This window comes from Candidatus Chryseopegocella kryptomonas (genome assembly GCF_001536065.1).
In the GTDB taxonomy this organism is placed as follows: domain Bacteria; phylum Bacteroidota; class Ignavibacteria; order Kryptoniales; family Kryptoniaceae; genus Kryptonium; species Kryptonium kryptomonas.
In genome coordinates this window covers 1-16,784 of record NZ_CZVW01000027.1, presented here as the reverse complement: position 1 = coordinate 16,784, position 16,784 = coordinate 1, and the positions used below count along the sequence as shown (strand labels likewise).

Annotated in this window: 15 protein-coding genes; 6 read left to right on the top strand and 9 right to left on the bottom strand. The window is 37.0% G+C overall.

The genetic code is table 11. The annotated features are described in order from the left end of the window. Positions 1-231 precede the first annotated feature (231 nt). Positions 232-411: a hypothetical protein gene (locus AWW83_RS08900; RefSeq protein ID WP_092350997.1), complete on the bottom strand. Its 180-nt coding sequence runs from the start codon at positions 409-411 to the stop codon at positions 232-234. On the opposite strand from AWW83_RS08900, the gene yajC reads away from it, so the two are divergent. From yajC to greA, 5 genes are all read left to right on the top strand, one after another. Continuing rightward, positions 391-696 carry a preprotein translocase subunit YajC gene (gene yajC / locus AWW83_RS08895; RefSeq protein ID WP_092350995.1) on the top strand — a complete coding sequence of 102 codons (306 nt, stop codon included), beginning with the start codon at positions 391-393 and terminating at the stop codon, positions 694-696. The two genes, AWW83_RS08900 and yajC, sit on opposite strands and share 21 nt — an antisense overlap. Before the next feature lie 87 nt (positions 697-783). Next, complete coding sequence (locus AWW83_RS08890; RefSeq protein WP_092350993.1) at positions 784-2,022, top strand: bifunctional 3,4-dihydroxy-2-butanone-4-phosphate synthase/GTP cyclohydrolase II; 1,239 nt, start codon at positions 784-786, stop codon at positions 2,020-2,022. Next, positions 2,019-3,434, top strand: a complete 1,416-nt coding sequence (locus tag AWW83_RS08885; RefSeq protein WP_092350991.1) for a TldD/PmbA family protein — start codon at positions 2,019-2,021, stop codon at positions 3,432-3,434. The genes AWW83_RS08890 and AWW83_RS08885 overlap by 4 nt, the downstream gene beginning before the upstream one ends. Then, positions 3,434-4,489: a glycoside hydrolase family 113 gene (locus tag AWW83_RS08880; protein WP_092350989.1), complete on the top strand. Its 1,056-nt coding sequence runs from the start codon at positions 3,434-3,436 to the stop codon at positions 4,487-4,489. Before AWW83_RS08885 ends, AWW83_RS08880 begins: the two co-directional genes overlap by 1 nt. 10 nt (positions 4,490-4,499) lie before the next feature. Beyond that, positions 4,500-4,985, top strand: coding sequence for a transcription elongation factor GreA (greA, locus tag AWW83_RS08875; RefSeq protein WP_092350987.1), 486 nt, complete (start codon positions 4,500-4,502; stop codon positions 4,983-4,985). Between the two features lie 35 nt (positions 4,986-5,020). On the opposite strand, the gene AWW83_RS08870 is transcribed toward greA, so the two are convergent. Next, complete coding sequence (locus AWW83_RS08870; protein WP_234697289.1) at positions 5,021-5,656, bottom strand: sterol desaturase family protein; 636 nt, start codon at positions 5,654-5,656, stop codon at positions 5,021-5,023. 147 nt (positions 5,657-5,803) lie between these two features. Between AWW83_RS08870 and AWW83_RS08865 the strand changes: the two genes are divergently transcribed. After that, on the top strand, positions 5,804-6,418 hold the full coding sequence (locus AWW83_RS08865) for an AAA family ATPase (RefSeq protein ID WP_092350985.1): 615 nt from the start codon (positions 5,804-5,806) through the stop codon (positions 6,416-6,418). On the opposite strand, the gene AWW83_RS08860 is transcribed toward AWW83_RS08865, so the two are convergent. The 7 genes from AWW83_RS08860 to AWW83_RS08830 form a co-directional block, all read right to left on the bottom strand. Beyond that, on the bottom strand, positions 6,385-7,227 hold the full coding sequence (locus tag AWW83_RS08860) for a hypothetical protein (protein ID WP_092350983.1): 843 nt from the start codon (positions 7,225-7,227) through the stop codon (positions 6,385-6,387). The two genes, AWW83_RS08865 and AWW83_RS08860, sit on opposite strands and share 34 nt — an antisense overlap. 9 nt (positions 7,228-7,236) lie before the next feature. Then, a complete protein-coding gene (locus AWW83_RS08855) occupies positions 7,237-8,169 on the bottom strand; it encodes a DNA-methyltransferase (RefSeq protein WP_092350981.1) in 933 nt (310 codons plus the stop codon). Then, positions 8,156-9,109 carry a DpnII family type II restriction endonuclease gene (locus AWW83_RS10065; RefSeq protein WP_143713956.1) on the bottom strand — a complete coding sequence of 318 codons (954 nt, stop codon included), beginning with the start codon at positions 9,107-9,109 and terminating at the stop codon, positions 8,156-8,158. The genes AWW83_RS08855 and AWW83_RS10065 overlap by 14 nt, the downstream gene beginning before the upstream one ends. Next, positions 9,106-9,558 (bottom strand): TPM domain-containing protein, encoded by a 453-nt coding sequence (locus tag AWW83_RS08845; RefSeq protein ID WP_092350979.1) that lies wholly within the window; start codon positions 9,556-9,558, stop codon positions 9,106-9,108. Before AWW83_RS08845 ends, AWW83_RS10065 begins: the two co-directional genes overlap by 4 nt. Before the next feature lie 27 nt (positions 9,559-9,585). Further along, positions 9,586-10,362, bottom strand: a complete 777-nt coding sequence (locus AWW83_RS08840) for a TPM domain-containing protein (protein ID WP_159421163.1) — start codon at positions 10,360-10,362, stop codon at positions 9,586-9,588. Positions 10,363-10,478: 116 nt separating this feature from the next. Next, complete coding sequence (gene pta / locus AWW83_RS08835) at positions 10,479-12,767, bottom strand: phosphate acetyltransferase (RefSeq protein WP_092350975.1); 2,289 nt, start codon at positions 12,765-12,767, stop codon at positions 10,479-10,481. Positions 12,768-13,021: 254 nt separating this feature from the next. Further along, positions 13,022-16,372, bottom strand: coding sequence for a PAS domain S-box protein (locus AWW83_RS08830; protein WP_092350973.1), 3,351 nt, complete (start codon positions 16,370-16,372; stop codon positions 13,022-13,024). Positions 16,373-16,784: the final 412 nt, after the last annotated feature.

The following is a 16,784-nucleotide window of genomic DNA, read 5'->3' as shown; positions in this document are numbered from 1 at the left end:
ACAAGAAATCCAGCCGTCATTGTTCCTTCTCTCACTTTCTAAAAATAATTTTCATCAACAGAGACAATATGCCCTTTCTCAGTTTTGCCTGAAACTTTAACTTCAAATTCTGCAACTGGAAACGGCTTCAGCTGTTTAACTTCAATGCTGTAAGCCATCGCTTAAGTTCAAATTTTATTTTAAAGCGATGAAAATATATCTTGCAAGAAAAATAAGTGTGAGCAAAATACATCAATTTTGCGTCGCTTTGATCTTCGTGAAATTATGCATTATTTCCCAGAGTATGAGAATGAGATAGTTCAGATGTTTTGAGCGAAATTTTGAAATGAGGATTTCTTTGCTTATCTTAAACCAAAATTCAGAAGCAAAATCATACGGAGGTAAAGAGATATGTATCTTCTTTTGTTTCAACAGCCGGACGCCACAAGCAGTTTGATAAGCACGATAATAATGTTTGTTGCGATTTTTTTGATTTTTTACTTTTTAATCATAAGACCACAGCAAAAAAGGGCACGGGAACATCAGAAACTTATTGAGTCCCTCAAAAAGGGAGACAAAGTTATAACTTCAAGCGGAATCCACGGCAAAGTCGTTGGTCTTGATGATAGAACGATTCTGCTTGAAGTTGATGATGGAGTCAAAATTAAATTTGAAAAAGCAGCAATTGCTGTTGTAAATCGTGAAGGTCAAAGTTAAAACATCTGACCAAAAATTTTGGAAATTTATGTGGGACAGAGCATTCTGTCCCAAATTTTTTTAATAACAATTTTTCGGAGGTGATTTATGATGCCGGTGGAGAAGTTTAACACAATAGAAGAAGCGATAGAGGACATAAAACAGGGCAAGATGTTAATCGTTGTTGATGATGAAGACAGGGAAAACGAAGGTGATTTCATAATTGCAGCTGAAAAAGTTACTCCTGAGGCAGTTAATTTTATGGCAAAATATGGTCGTGGTTTGATTTGCGTTGCTATAACCGAACAAAGAGCTCGTGAGCTTGAATTTGAACCGATGGTTGAATTTAACACTGCAAAACACGGAACCGCTTTTCTTGTCAGCGTTGATTATCGTAAGGGGACGACGACAGGAATTTCTGCTTTTGATAGAGCAAAAACGATTCAAGCAATTGTTGATCCAAATTCAAAGCCTGGGGATTTTGCAAAACCTGGGCATGTCTTCCCGCTTCAAGCTGTTGAAGGTGGTGTCTTAAGAAGGGCAGGACATACAGAAGCAGCGGTTGACCTTGCGCGACTTGCGGGACTTTATCCAGCCGGTGTCCTGTGTGAAATTATGAACGACGATGGAACGATGGCTCGTGTCCCAGAACTTTTCAAAATTGCGAAAAAATTCGGACTCAAAATCATAACCATAAAAGACCTGATAAGCTACCGCCTTCAACGAGAAAAACTTGTAAGAAAAATCACAACCACAAAACTTCCAACTAAATACGGATTCTTTGAACTTCATCTTTATGAAAGCTTGACAGATGGAAAAGTTCATGTTGCCCTTGTGAAAGGAAAAATTGACGATGGGCAACCTGTCCTTGTTCGTGTGCATTCCGAATGTTTAACAGGTGATGTCTTCGGCTCATACAGGTGCGATTGCGGTGACCAACTTCACTCCGCTATGAAGATGATAGAAAAAGAAGGAAGAGGTGTTTTGCTTTATATGAGACAGGAAGGTCGCGGGATCGGGCTTGTGAATAAAATTAAAGCTTACAGATTGCAAGATGAAGGAAAGGACACAGTTGAGGCAAACGAAATGCTTGGTTTTAAACCTGATTTAAGAGATTATGGAATTGGTGCGCAGATACTTGTTGATCTTGGAGTTAGAAAGATGCGTCTTTTGACGAACAATCCGAAGAAAATCGTCGGACTTGCTGGATATGGGCTTGAAGTTGTTGAGAGAGTCCCAATTGAAGTGCAGCCAAATGAAATCAATATAAATTATCTTCGCACAAAAAGAGATAAACTTGGACATTTGATTTTGATGAATGAAAAAAATGAAAACGAAGGCAAATGAACTTTGCTTATCATCAAATACTTGACATAGCGCAGATAAAGAAAGTTCTTGAGAAGGCGCTTGCAAAAGGTGGAGAATTCGCAGAGATTTATTTTGAATATAGAGTTGAAACAACGATAAACATTTCCGAAAACAAAATTAAAACTTTAAACTACGGCATTTCTCCGGGGCTTGGCGTGAGAGTAATATCAGGTGCAAGAACTGGTTACGCATATACGGATGATTTTGACTTTGCAAAAATTCTCAATGTCGCTGAAGTTGCTTCATACATTGCGGATAGTAATTCAAAAATTAAATCTGTAAATCTTGAAGAGAAAAGAAAAATCAAACAAATTTATCCAATTGAAAAGCCAATTTATCTTCTTGAAATTGACAAAAAAATTGAATGGTTGAAGCGTGTTAATGATTCAGCGAGAAGTTATGACGGGCGAATAAAGCAGGTTGATATAAACTACCACGAAAGCACACGCTATTTCTGGATTGCAAATTCCGAGGGACTTTATGTTGAAAGTGATGATTCGTTGTTTAGAATTTTTGTCGTTTCTGTTGCAATTGATGATGGTTTGCGCGAGATGGGAGTAAGTTATCTTGGTGGAAGATATGGTTATGAGCATCTTCTTTCAAATTCACCAGAAGAACTTGGGATAGAATCAGCAAAGCAAGCGATTTCAAAACTTCAAGCGAAGCCATCACCTGCGGGAAATTTTCCAGTCGTCATAAAATCTGGCTGGGGTGGTGTCCTTGTGCATGAGGCAGTCGGACACGGTCTTGAAGGTGATTTCAACAGAAAAGGAATCTCTGTTTATTCAGGAAAAATAGGTCAAAAAGTTTGCTCAGAACTTGTCACGATAATTGACGATGGAACTATTCCAAATTCAAGAGGTTCGCTCTCCATTGATGATGAAGGAACCCCGATGCAAAGGACAGTTTTAATTGAAAACGGAATTTTAAGAGGTTATATGCTTGATAAATTGAACGCAAAACTTATGAATCTTGAATCAACGGGGAACGGGCGCAGAGAATCATACCGACATTATCCATTGCCAAGGATGAGAAACACATTTATTGACGCAGGAAAAGACAACCCAGAAGATTTGATAAAAAGTGTTAAGTTCGGGATTTATGCAAAATCTCTCGGCGGTGGGCAGGTTGATATAGTGAGTGGAAATTTCGTCTTTGAAATAAACGAAGGTTATTTGATAGAAAATGGCGAGATAACTTATCAAATTCGTGGTGCAAATCTTATTGGAAACGGTCCTGAAGTTATGAAAAAGGTTGTTGGAGTTGGGAACGACCTTGAAATTGAGAAAAGAACGGGAACTTGTGGGAAAGATGGACAGCATGTCCCAGTTGGAGTTGGACAGCCGACGATTTTAATAAGCGAGATAACAATTGGCGGGACGCAGGTTTGATGAAAACGGGGTTGATTAAATTTCTTCTTGTTTTAAATTTTTTGGCTTTGCTTGGCTGTAGTTTCATTGTCAATGTAAAAGATGAAGAAATGAAAAAACGAATTCAGACATATAAAAAAGGTTTTAACTTCGTCTCATGGAAAAGAGGTGAGTATTCAACCGATTATGCGAAAAGTTCGCTTGATACAATGCTTACAACAGGAGCAAATTGGGTTTCAATAGTTGTGACGCTTTATCAAAAAAACGCAGAAGATACGACGATGTTTGAAGATATAAACAAAACTCCAAGTGTTTATTCAATCGCTCAAATAGTTCAATACGCACATTCAAAAAATCTCGGGGTTATGCTAAAAATTCACATTGACACTTATGATGATATTTCACGGACAAAGATAAAGCCATTTGATAAAGAAGCGTGGTTCAGAAATTATTCAAGGTATGTTTTAAACTATGCTAATCTTTGCGAGATGATGGGAATTGAGATGTTTTGCATTGGGACGGAGCTTGCTGGTTTAAGTTCGGAAAAAGATTTATGGGTTAATTTGATTGATAGCGTGAGAAAAATTTACTCTGGAAAAATAATTTATGCGTCAAATTTTGATGAGTACCGAAATGTCTCTTTTTGGAGTAATGTTGATTATGTTGGGATTGATTTTTTTGCCCCCGTTTCAAACAAAGTTGATCCTGTGTATGATGAGATAGTTCTTGGATGGCAACCATATTTAAACGATTTGATGAGTTGGTTCAATGAAAATCACACAAATAAAAAATTAATTTTCACCGAGATTGGATACCCAAGCACGGATGGAGCAAGTGTGAAGCCGTGGAAAGTTGGAGACAAAATTGATCTTGAAGAGCAAAATTTATGTTATCAAGTTGCGCTTGATATAATTTCAAATCTTGAATTTGTTGATGGGATTTTCATCTGGAATTGGGATGCTGATTTGATGCGTGATTCTTTGAAGATCGGTTTTTCTCCATATGGGAAACCAGCAATTGAAACGATAAAAAGGTACTGGCTTATTCAAACAGTTTTAAGTAAAAACAAAAATTGAGGGTTATAAAATGGCAAATGTAAAAGAAGAAGTCATTTACTTAACACGGGAAAAATATGAGGAACTCCAGAAGGAGTTAAGAGAGCTCAAAACAAAGGGCAGAGCAGAGGTAGCAAGAAAAATAGCTGAGGCGAGGGCTCACGGTGATATTTCAGAAAATTCTGAATACGAAACCGCAAAACAGGAGCAGGAATTGCTTGAGCTCAAAATTCAAAAACTTGAAGAGACGCTTGCGAAAGCAAGGATAATAGATGTAAAAAATACACCAACGGACAAGGTTTATCTCTATTCAAAGGTTAAGCTTTTAAACCTTGACACAAATCAAGAAGTTGAATATACCATTGTTTCAAGTCAGGAGGCAAATTCTGCGGAGAAAAAAATTTCACTTCAATCGCCCATAGGAAAGAGCTTGCTTGGGAAACGTGTTGGGGAAGTGGTTGAAGTTAAAGTTCCGATTGGAATTTTGAGGTTCAAAATTCTTGAGATAACGAAATAAGAACACGGGGTGATTTAGCAATCACCCCGCTTTTTTCAAATCGTAGTCCCGAAAACATAGTCCCACAGTGGACTTGAGACGCCGAAAGCTTTGTTGGGGTCTTTATAGTGATGCTGGAGATGGTGCCTCCAAAGATAGCGAAGCTTGTTCTTCGGCGGTTTGAAATGATGAATTGCGTAGTGTGTCATATCGTAAATTATATAGCCAACCACGAATCCCGGGAAAAACGCAAAAGCATAAATCCCAAGCGAAAACTTAAAAACATACCAGAACAAAATCGCAATAATTAAACTCACTGCTGGTGGCATAACAAGTCGCTTCGGATCCTGAGGATATTGATGATGGACACCGTGAATCATAAACTGAATTTTGTAGCCAATTGACGATTTTGGTTCAAAGTGAAATACAAATCTATGCAAAAGATATTCCGCAAGCGTCCACGAAAAAGCACCAGCGATAAAAAGCAAAGCGATGTTATAAGTTTTTAAATCAAGTTTGTAAGCAGAATGATAAACAAAGTATGTGACAATAGGAAGATAAACAACAAGTGGAGCTATGGGATGTGTCTTTGTTAATGATTCAAGAAATCTATTTTTAAAGATCACAGCCGAACCTTTGCGTGGATAAAGATAATCAGGTATCATTGTTGATTTTCCAATGTATTCGCTCATAATTTTCCTCTTTTTTATTTTTTCGTAATTTATGAACCGGCGAAATTAAAGTCAAATGTTCGCAAAGCTGAAAAAAGTTGTCGCTTGCAAATTAAGCCATTTTGGCATAATTTTTGATTAACTTGCGAAAAAACTTCACTTTTGGAAATGATAAAAAAGTTTTTAAGCATATTTAAAAAGCAAACAAGTGCAAAAGACGAAACAGTTGAGATAAAAATCACGCCGAGAACGCTTGTTGTATTATGCGGTGTTGCTGGAAGTGGTAAATCAACATTTGCGAAAAAATTTTTTAAACGAACACAAATTGTCTCCTCAGATCATTGCAGAGCGATGATTTCCGACAACCCAGCAAATCAAGCAGTTTCAAAGCATGCTTTTGAACTTTTTTATTTCATAATTGAAAAAAGATTGCTCGTTGGAAGATTAACGGTTGCAGATGCGACATCGCTTTCAAAGGAAACGAGAAGACAACTTATTGAGATAGCGAGAAAATACGGTTTTAGAGTTGTCATAATAATTTTTGATATTCCCGTTGAATTGTGCATAGAACGAGATCAGAAAAGACCGAGGAAAGTGGGGGAGCAGGTGATAAGAAATCAATATGTTAATTTTCTTGAAGCAAAAAAATCAATACCGACAGAAGGATTTGATGAAATTTTCGTTTTGAATGAAAAAACGCTTGACACTGCAATTGTTAAGATAATTCCACTTGATGAATCAAAAACTTCTTACACCACGCCGAACAATTCCGCAAGTTTTTGAGTCTTTCGCAAAATTGTAATTAAAAAGTTTTGCATTGAATAAACCTCAACTGCAAAAGCTGGAAAACCGAGAAATCCAAGAAGTGGCATTTCAAAAATTTTTGGACCTGCAAATGGAATTGGAACAGTATAAATCCATTTTCCAATAGCCCAATAATTCCAGAATTCCCACAGAATACCGCATATCAAACCAGCAAGGAAAAGAGATAAAAGAGTTGTCAATTTCCCGTTTTCAAATTCTCTGAACAAACTTTGTCCACCAAGTTTATAATTTACAGGTTCAAGAAGAAAGGCAAATCCAACCCAGACAAGAGCAAAAAGATACGATGCAATTTCAGATGGCAGAAGCAATGGGACGACGAGAAAAATTACACCAAAGACGAAATAAGTTGATAATTTTTTATCGGTTGTTGATGATGGTTTCTTCTTTACCTTTTCAAATAGTGGAGAAACAAGTTGAGTTGTCTCAAGTATTGCTGGGAAAATTGTTGCAAATGACCAGACATAGCCAATCGTTCTTGCAATTGCGCTTTCAGGTAATCCAATGTAATACCAGTTTTTGAGATGAAAATTATACGCTTCAAAAATCAACCAGCAGATAACCGACCACGGTAACATGAGCAAAAATTCAGACGAGCGGGTTTTTATGAGAGAATTTTTATAAAGTTTAAAATTCAAAGCATCAACAAACAGGATGTATCCAGTCCAAACAAGTGGCGTAAAATATATGCCGACAATTTTAACTCCTGAGAAAAGTAAAATCTCGGCGACTATAATTATCAGAATTCCGATGTATCCATAAAGTGGCATTGTTAAGTTTTACTTTTGTTTTTCAGTAAATAAAGCTAATTGCATTTCAGCCAGTTTCTTTAATTTTGGTGCTTTTAATTCTATATTTTCAAAAATGAAATAATTTTTCAACTTTTCCCAGTCCTTATCTCTTATCGTTAAAATTTTATCCAGGAAAACGCTGACATAAAAATTGCCAATCTTACTTTCTTTTACATTGCTTAATTTTTCTCGTGAAAGTTTAACATAATACGGGTCAATGTCAATTCCTATAAAATGCCTTCCAAGTTTCTTTGCAGCAATAGCTGTTGTTCCAGTTCCAATAAAAGGATCAAGGACAATATCACCTTCATCAGTTGCCATTAAAATTAATCTTTCTAACAATGGTTCCGGAAGTTGGCAAGGATGTTCATCCCTTCTTTTCTTATGTCTTATCCTGTGAATATCAGTCCATACATCAGATGCAAGTGGTCCAAAAGGATGTATAAGATGCTTTTTGCCCCCATAGTCCTTCAAAATTATATTGCAATTTCTGCATCTCATATGTGGAATTCTAATATCGTAAAATTTGAAGTTCTTCGTCTTTACATAATAGAGAATGCCATAGTGATTGGGAAGAAGCGTTTTACCAAGCGGTGCACCCATGGCATCCCACGAGATCCAGTGCCTAAATATCGCAAATTCATTAAGAATACTTCCAAAGTGAATTAGCCATTTTGGTATATTATGGACGAAAATTGAACCCGTTGGCTTGGTAATTCTTACAATTTCACGTAGCCACTTTCTTGCCCAATCTAAGTATTCAATCTCTTTCTTTTTGTCATCATAAGAATTATATTTTTTCCCGAGATTAAAAGGGGGGTCTGCGAAGACCATATCCACGCTATCTGATGGGATTTCCTTTAAAACCTCAAGAGCATCACCTTGAATTATTTGGTCTATAAAGTTATCAATTGGTCTCATTGCGAACAACCTCCTTTATGAACTTTTCAAATCTTTGGAGTTGTATTTTGTGAAATGTAAAAACATCGTCAAAAGCTTGAACTATTTTTTCAAGGTCACTTTTACGCACATACCACCCAATGCCATCTACAAAACCAATAAAATAGGTTTCAGGATAAATTTTTTTAATATCATTTCTAACTTCAATTTCAGTTTTGGCTTTGTCTCCCATAGCTGAACTTGTCGTCACTTCGTAGGATGATTCTATAATTACCATCGGGTTTTCCTTACTTGGGATAATAAAATCAAGGTTTCTTCTTACACCTTTTATCTTTCCACTTGTGAAATTTATTCCGTTTCTTTCCAACAATTTCCGAATCAAATTTTCTGGGTTGTTTTTGGCTGAAGCAGTATATTGTCCCTTTGTTTTGTATCTTATAATTGTATCCAAAAGTGCCTCTGTTTTAAAATTTAACTTTGATATATCGAACTTTTTAATTTCAAACAAAGGCAAAGCGTTTCTTATGACAGATAATGTAGCACCTCTCATAAGTAAATTTGCAACACCTATGGATAATTTAGAATTCTTTTGAATTTCTAATTTTAGTAATTTAAAGCCAATTTCTCCTTCGCTCTTTTCTAAATTTTTCCAACTGCTTCTATTTATCAGCTTATTAGCTTCTTTGTCGTTTATTGTCAGTAAAAAGGTTATCAACCTTGTAAATCCTTCCTGTGAAATTCCAAGTAAAGCAAGAATACAATCAAGACCGTTTTCGGTTTGAAGGTATTTGGCGAGCAATTTTTCGCTTAATCCATAAGTTTCAACATCGTTTTTCAGTAGAAGCAAAGATTGAAGCATAGATGAAACATAAGATTCCCACTCTTCCTCAAATGTCTCGTCGTGGAAGTAAAATGTGTTGTATTCGTTAACTATTTGCAGCTTTTTACTTTTGTTTTTCATCTTATCTCAACTTCGTTTGAGAGTTCGTTTTTGTCATCTGGTTTTATTGGGAAATGCGTGTAAAGTATTTTGCCAATTTCATCAAGCCCATTTATTATGCCATCAAGATATTTTCCTGATTTAAAATGTTCAGCCATCATGTCGGCTATTTTTTGCCATGTTTCGTTGTTAACTTTTTCATTTATTCCTTTATCCGCAACAATTTGAAGTTTTCTCTCGGAAAGCAACACATAGACGAGAACCCCAGTTTGATCTCGTGTTTTATCCATCCCGAGGCGGTAAAATTCACGCAAAGCCATATCAAAGAGCGTTAATTTCCTTTCAATCAAACTTCTTTTCTCTCTGATTGAAACACGGATTTCACCGCTTGTTGATTTTTCTATTTCTGCGATTTTATCGGAAATTTTTTTCAAATCTTCCTTGCTGAAGATGTCTTTTACTTTTAGCATAGTTTCGGGTGAAATTTTTATTGTTAATTACCAGCTACTGCTTGCTCCACCACCACCGAAGCTTCCTCCACCCCCAGACCATCCACCACTGCTGAAACCACCGCTTGACCATCCGCCAAATCCACCACCTCGTCCTCTTCTTTCGCTCATTGAACTTAACAGCCATAACCAGAAAAGTGTTGAATCGTGCCCACCTGAACGAATTGAATAATGTCTTACTCCGCTTATGAGTGAAATCAAAAATGTCAAGAAGATAAAGCCAATGATTATAAGAGCAACAATTGTCCCTATGTTTGTTTCAGGTCTTTTTCTTGGGTCAGCTTTGAATTCGCCTTTTGTCGCAGATATTATAGCATCAATTCCATCATTTATCCCGCCAAAGTAATCACCCTGTCTAAATTTTGGGCGAACGATGTTTCTTAAAATTTGATCGCACAATGCGTCGGGCAATGCACCTTCAAGACCATAACCAACCTCAAGACGCATTTTTCTATCTTGAACTGCTATGAGAAAAAGAACGCCGTTGTTTTTTCCCGCTTGTCCAAGTTTGTTTTTTTCAACAACTCTAATTGAAAAATCTTCAAGGTCTTCACCCTCAAGCGATGGAATGATTAAGACGGCGATTTGATTTGATGTTTCTTCTTCAAATTTTGCAAGTTTATTTTCAAGTATGTTTATCTGCTGTGGCGTCAAAATTCCGGCAAGATCTGTCACACGCTGTGTTAATTTGGGGACTTTAAGTTCTGATAAAGCAGAAACAATGAGCAGGAGTAAAAGCAAAGAAACAAGAAATATCTTTTTCACAATTTGAAGTAATTTTGTTGTAAATTTCTTGATTTAAATCGCCGATAACTTAAAAGCAAATTTCCCACCCCCACACAATGCGAAAGTATGGAGGTGGGAATGTTCACGAGTTAAAATTATCTTCCATCAACTCTTTCTTTTTCAATTGCTTCTGCAACTGCAATAGCTGCCATATTTACAATCTCATTAACCTCAGCTCCCGTTTGCAGGACATGGACGGGTTTTTTCATCCCCATAAGTATCGGTCCAATCACATCAGCTCCACCAATTCTGTAAACAAGTTTATAAGCGATGTTTGCGGAGTTAAGATCCGGGAATATCAAAACATTTGCTGGACCTTTACCGCGCAATGTTGAGAATGGATACATTTCTTCAATTATCTCTGGAACAACAGCTGTATCGGCTTGCATTTCACCATCAACGATTAAATCTGGCGCTTTTTGACGGATTATTTCAACTGCTTTTTTAACTTTCAAAGAGTATGGATTTTCAGTGCTTCCGAAGTTGCTGAACGAAAGAAGCGCAACCACCGGCTCAATGTTAAATCTACGAGCAGTTTCAGCAGAAGCAATTGCAATCTCAGCAAGTTCCTCAGGCGTCGGGTCAATGTTAACAGTTGTATCAGCAAAGAAGAAAGTTCCCTTCTTTGTTATCATAATGTAAAGCCCTGAAACGCGAGTGAATCTCTCATCCATTCTTATTATCTGAAGCGCTGGGCGAATTGTATCAGGGTAGTGCGAAGTCAAACCAGAAATCAAACCATCCGCATCTCCCATTCGCACCATCATTGAGCCGAAATAATTTGGAAGTGTCATAATTTTCCTTGCTTCTTTCAATGTTACTCCCTTACGCTGGCGCAGACGATAGTATTCTTCAACATATTCATCAAACCTTGGATATTTCAACGGCTCAACGATTTTAACATCTTTCAAACTTAATTTATTCTCTTCAATCCTTTGCCTTATCACATTTTCCGAGCCAATTAGAATTGGTTTTGCAATTCCTTCATCAATTAAAATCTGGCTTGCTTTCAAAATTTTAACTTCTTCACCCTCCGGGAAGACGATTCGTTTCGGGTTTTTCTTTGCTATTGCGAAAATTGGACGCATTATTTCTCTTGATATCCCAAGACGAACTTCAAGTTGATGTTTATATTCTTCCCAATCAGTTATTTGAACTCTTGCGACGCCGCTTTCAATTGCAGCTTTTGCGACCGCAGGTGCAACCCAAGTCAAAACGCGCGGGTCAAACGGCTTCGGAATTATGTAATTTCTCCCAAACTCAAGCTTTTCCCCACCGTATGCTCTTATAACTGAATCCGGAACATCCTGTTTCGCAAGTTGAGCAAGCGCTCGTGCAGCTGCAAGTTTCATTTCTTCATTAATTGCCTTTGCTCTCACATCAAGTGCACCTCTAAAAATAAATGGAAATCCAAGAACATTATTGACTTGGTTCGGATAATCTGATCTTCCAGTTGCCATTATAACATCATCTCTTGCTTCAATGGCGTCTTCATAACTTATCTCAGGGTCTGGATTAGCCATTGCGAAAACAATTGGATTGTCAGCCATCGTTTTTAACATTTCTTTCGTGACGACATTTCCAACAGATAAACCGACGAATACATCTGCTCCAACGAGAGCATCTTTTAAAGTTGCCCCATCGCTAAATTTATCCGTCGCAAATTCCTCTTTATACGGATTCATATCTTCCTTTCTTCCTTTGTAAATAACCCCTTTCCTATCACACATTATGATGTTTTCTTTCTTAACACCGAGCAAAACATAAAATCTTGCGCAGGCGATCGCAGATGCACCAGCTCCATTGAAGACAACTTTGACCTCGTCAATTTTTTTGCCCGCAAGTTCAAGCGCATTAAGAAGCGCAGCTCCACTTATTATCGCCGTCCCGTGCTGATCATCGTGGAAGACGGGTATGCTCATTCTCTTTTTAAGTTCCTCTTCAATGTAGAAACATTCTGGAGCTTTTATGTCTTCAAGATTTATACCTCCAAAAGTCGGTTCAAGAGCTGAAATTATTTCAATCAATTTGTCCGGGTCTTTCTCGTTAATTTCAATGTCAATTGCGTCAATATCGGCAAACCTTTTGAATAAAACTGCTTTTCCTTCCATAACTGGTTTTCCTGCAAGCGCCCCAATATCTCCAAGCCCGAGAACAGCAGTTCCATTTGAAATCACAGCAACAAAATTTCCTTTCATCGTGTATTCATAAGCAAGGTCAGGATTTTTGTGTATCTCTCTACATGGCTCAGCTACCCCGGGAGTGTAAGCAAGTGAGAGGTCTCTTTGAGTCAAACAAGGTTTTGATGGAATAATTTCAAGTTTTCCTTTTCGCCCTTTGCTGTGATATTCAAGGGCTTCTTCGCGACGAATTTTGACTGCCATGGTAGGTCCTCCCTTGAAATGTTTGTTTTAAAGTTTTGAATGTGAAATTTGAAAGGTGCTTTTGTTCCGAATTTAAAATTCTTGAACGCATAAATTTTTAAGGTCAAATTTATTTTCGCTTTAATTTAGCAAAAGTTGAAAAAATAATCAATGGACTTATTTACGGACATCCCCTCTCTATAAGAAAATTTACCCCCGCTCTTACAAGCACCCCCTCTCTATGCGATAGAGAGGTCCGAAGGACTCCTGATGAGTTATTTACCCCCAATCAATTCATTGACAATTTCTTCAACAGACGAAAGATTGTAAGGCTTCTTCATAAAGCGGGTCCCTTCTGGAAGTGATTGTCTGATTTTCAAATCAACAAACCCCGTGATGAGAACAAATTTAACATCTTTTGAAATTTCGTAAATTCTATTTATCAATTCATCTCCAAGCATTTTCGGAAGACCGTAATCAATAAACGCAATTTTTATGTCGGGGTTTTCTTTGAATTTTTTAAGCCCCTCTTCTCCATCTTCCGCTTCAATAACCTTGAAGCCAAGCATTTCAAGATAATCTCGCATCACGATCCTCAAGCTCTCTTCATCTTCAACCACAAGCGCCTTAAATCCATTGCCTATTTTCTTCATCTCTTTACCTCCCCGATTTATTTTAACTTCCTTTTCCTCCGCAATATGAACCGGTAGATAAACATAAAAAGTTGTTCCCTTTCCAATGGCTGTCTCAAAATCAACAAATCCGTTGTGCAATGTCACGATATTCTTAACAATTGGAAGACCCAGTCCCGTTCCTTTGCCCGGTTCTTTGGTTGTGAAAAACGGCTCAAAAATTTTTTCTTTCAACTCATCTTTTATCCCGACACCTGTATCTGAAACTGAGATAACCGCATAAACATCTGAAGTAGCTTTCCCGAATTTTCTCTCAACAAAATTTTTATCAGCTGATAAAACTTCAATTAACAATTTCCCCCCATCGGGCATTGCGTCTCTTGCGTTCAAAGCAAGATTTAATATAACCTGCTGTAAATCACCATATGAACCAAAAATGACAAAATCAAGTTCTGCTTTTACATCAAGCGATATATTTTTCGGGATCGTATGCTCAATTATTTTAGCGCTGTCAAGAACAAGCTCTTTTACCGAAATCGGTTTAAACTCCTCTATTTTCTTCTTTGAAAATTGCAAAAGTCGTTTCGCTATCTCCGAACCTCGCTGAGTTGCTGAAAGAGCTGATTCAATGTAGTTTAAGATGTTTTGATCCTGTGTTTTAAACTTAACAATCTCAAGCATCCCCATTATTATTCCAAGCACATTGTTGAAGTCATGCGCAATTCCGCTTGCTATTTGACCAAGCAATTCAAATCTTTGAAGCTCAAGAACCTCTCTCTCCCTTTGCTTCTTTTCGGTTATATCTTTATCGTGTATGGTGCAACCAATATATTTGCCACCCAAGTCATAAATTGGAATGATGAACCCATCAATTACTTTTCCATTTTTCAATTTTAACTCCGGATATTTTACAGGTTTTCTCTTTTCAACCGCTTCTCTTATCCTCTCAATTTCCTCTGGATCTTCAACGAGCTCTTTTAATTCTTCAAGAAACTGACTAAACGGTTTTCCAATGAGTTCATCTGGCGATTTATATCCCCAAATTTTGCAAAATTCATCATTTACAAGTTCAATTATCCCTTTATCATTTTGGAAATAAATTCCTTCCCCAAGATTTTTAAAAATCGTCTCAAATTTTAATCTCAACTCTTCTTCATTTTTATACATTTGCGATAGCTCTCTATACAACCTTTTCCTTTCGCTTATATCTTCAATTACCACCTGAACCGCAGGTCTTCCTTCCCAGATAATTCTTGATGCTCTCACCTCAACATCAATTATACTCCCATCAAGTTTTACAAATTTTTCTTCAATTGGTGAGGCATATTCACCTTGTTCAATTATATTTTTTATTCTCTCCTTGACAATTTCTCTGTAATCTGGATGGACAAAATCAAGGACTGGCTTTCCAATTATATCTTCTTCCGTTTTCCCGCCACCTATTTCAATTGCTTTCCTATTGCACTTAACAATTTTACCATCTTGATGAATCACAACTCCAACGGGCAGGTTTTCAAACAAGTTCATGTAAAGTTCTCTCTGCCTTAAAATTTCGCTTATATCTCTGTATATCCCAAGGACATAAAGCTTTTCTCCAAATCTTACATAGCTTACGCTTGTTTCAACTTCAATTCTTCTTCCATCTTTCGCAAGTGCAGTAAATGTATATCTTTGCGGAACAGGAACGCCACGTGCTATCTTTTGCATTCTTTCCTCAATCATCGGTCTTGATTCAGGAGCAACAAGCATCATAAAGTCAGTGTTGTTCAATTCCTCCAGTGTATAACCAAACATCTCTTGAAATTTCTTGTTCACTTCAATAAATTTTCTCTCTGCAAGGTCAAGTATGTAAATTCCGTCATTTGAATTTTGCAAAAGAAGTGTGTAAAGTTTTTGAATCCTTTCCCTTGCTTCCCTTTGCTTTCTCTCTTCCTCGGTTCGTATTGTCTCACGCAAATTTCTGAAAAATATGTATCCGTAGATTAAAAGCACGAGAACAGTTATTGAGATGATTAGATAAGTGAAATGCAAATTTGCAGTTGCAATTTTTCTTAAATTTTCAAACGGTGTGGTTACCGCAAAAATAAACTCTCCATCAAAAATTTTAAATCGTGAAAAGCCAGCAAGTTTTTCAGGATAGTTTTTTAATCTATATCTTACAACGCCAGTTTCATTTGAAAGCATCGTGTCAATGTAATTGAAATTGATGTGACAATTCAAACAGTTTTTATCCATTATCTGAGCTTTTCTCAAAAGCATTTCTGGATGAGCGGAATGAAAGATAAGAATTTTGTCCGATGTGAGTATCCATGTGTCGTAAAGTTTTATTTCTGGTTCAAAAGTTTTGAGAAACGAATTTATCAGTGAATCAATCTCTATTGTATATCCAACAGCGCCAAGAAATTTATCTTTCTCATAAACGGGTGAGACGAGAAATGAAAGCGGTTTTCTGAAAAGCGTATTTCCAGATGTATCAAGCACGACAATTGGAGTGTAAAGCAGATTTTCGGAGCGTTGTGAAGTTAATTTTTTCCAGAAGTCAAAACCCGAGAAGTTTCTCCCGTTCAATTCTTTTGATGTTGAATAAATGACCATACCGTTTTCATCAAAAACAGAGATGGAATTGACGAAGTAAGATTTGACATACTTGTAATATGAATTAACATCGTCTGCTATTTGTTCAAGATTTTTTCGTTTTATTGATTCAAATGAGGAAAGAACTTTTAACCCCTGTGCTCTTAACTGTAAATATGATTCAATTGATGTTGTGATTTGTTTCGCTGTTAAAATTTGCTGTTTTTCTGCAAGAGCAATGATTTCCCCCTCACTGCCCTTATTCAGATAGAAAACAAGCACAGCAATAAAAATTAAAAAGATGACAACCGCAACGGATAAAAATATGTTTATTTGTTTTCGTTTCTTTCTCTCTCTCTCTCTCTCTCTCTCTCTCTCTCTCTCTCTCTCTCTCTCTCTCTCGTGTAAATTTATGCCCATTTTTCGTGAGCTATCGCTTTTTGAGGAAATATAAAAAGGATTGATTTTTTTGTCAAGTATTTTTCCTTATCCCCTAACATTAACGATAACTCACCCCCTAAACCCCCCTCTCTATTTCGTAGAGAGGGGGAATTCAAAGGGGGTGAGTTCTTAGCACCTTTTCTTTTGCAAACACCATTGATATAACTCACCCCTGTCCTTACGGACACCCCCTTTCTATTTGATTAGAATAACTCACCCCCGCTCTAACGAGCACCCCCTCTCTATTTCATAGAGAGGGGGGAAGGGGGGTGAGTTCTTAACAGATTCTCCTTCTAACCTTCTCTCTACTTTCTACTCCGTAGGGAAGGAAATAACTAACTCACCCCTGTCCTTACGGACACCCCCTTTCTATTTGATTAGAATAACTCAC

Coding starts and splice junctions, on each gene's coding strand:
- yajC (WP_092350995.1), top strand. CDS start 391: ATGTATCTTCTTTTGTTTCAACAGCCGGACGCCACAAGCAGTTTGATA.
- AWW83_RS08890 (WP_092350993.1), top strand. CDS start 784: ATGATGCCGGTGGAGAAGTTTAACACAATAGAAGAAGCGATAGAGGAC.
- AWW83_RS08885 (WP_092350991.1), top strand. CDS start 2,019: ATGAACTTTGCTTATCATCAAATACTTGACATAGCGCAGATAAAGAAA.
- AWW83_RS08880 (WP_092350989.1), top strand. CDS start 3,434: ATGAAAACGGGGTTGATTAAATTTCTTCTTGTTTTAAATTTTTTGGCT.
- greA (WP_092350987.1), top strand. CDS start 4,500: ATGGCAAATGTAAAAGAAGAAGTCATTTACTTAACACGGGAAAAATAT.
- AWW83_RS08870 (WP_234697289.1), bottom strand. CDS start 5,656: ATGAGCGAATACATTGGAAAATCAACAATGATACCTGATTATCTTTAT.
- AWW83_RS08865 (WP_092350985.1), top strand. CDS start 5,804: ATGATAAAAAAGTTTTTAAGCATATTTAAAAAGCAAACAAGTGCAAAA.
- AWW83_RS08860 (WP_092350983.1), bottom strand. CDS start 7,227: ATGCCACTTTATGGATACATCGGAATTCTGATAATTATAGTCGCCGAG.
- AWW83_RS08855 (WP_092350981.1), bottom strand. CDS start 8,169: ATGAGACCAATTGATAACTTTATAGACCAAATAATTCAAGGTGATGCT.
- AWW83_RS10065 (WP_143713956.1), bottom strand. CDS start 9,109: ATGAAAAACAAAAGTAAAAAGCTGCAAATAGTTAACGAATACAACACA.
- AWW83_RS08845 (WP_092350979.1), bottom strand. CDS start 9,558: ATGCTAAAAGTAAAAGACATCTTCAGCAAGGAAGATTTGAAAAAAATT.
- pta (WP_092350975.1), bottom strand. CDS start 12,767: ATGGCAGTCAAAATTCGTCGCGAAGAAGCCCTTGAATATCACAGCAAA.
- AWW83_RS08830 (WP_092350973.1), bottom strand. CDS start 16,372: ATGGGCATAAATTTACACGAGAGAGAGAGAGAGAGAGAGAGAGAGAGA.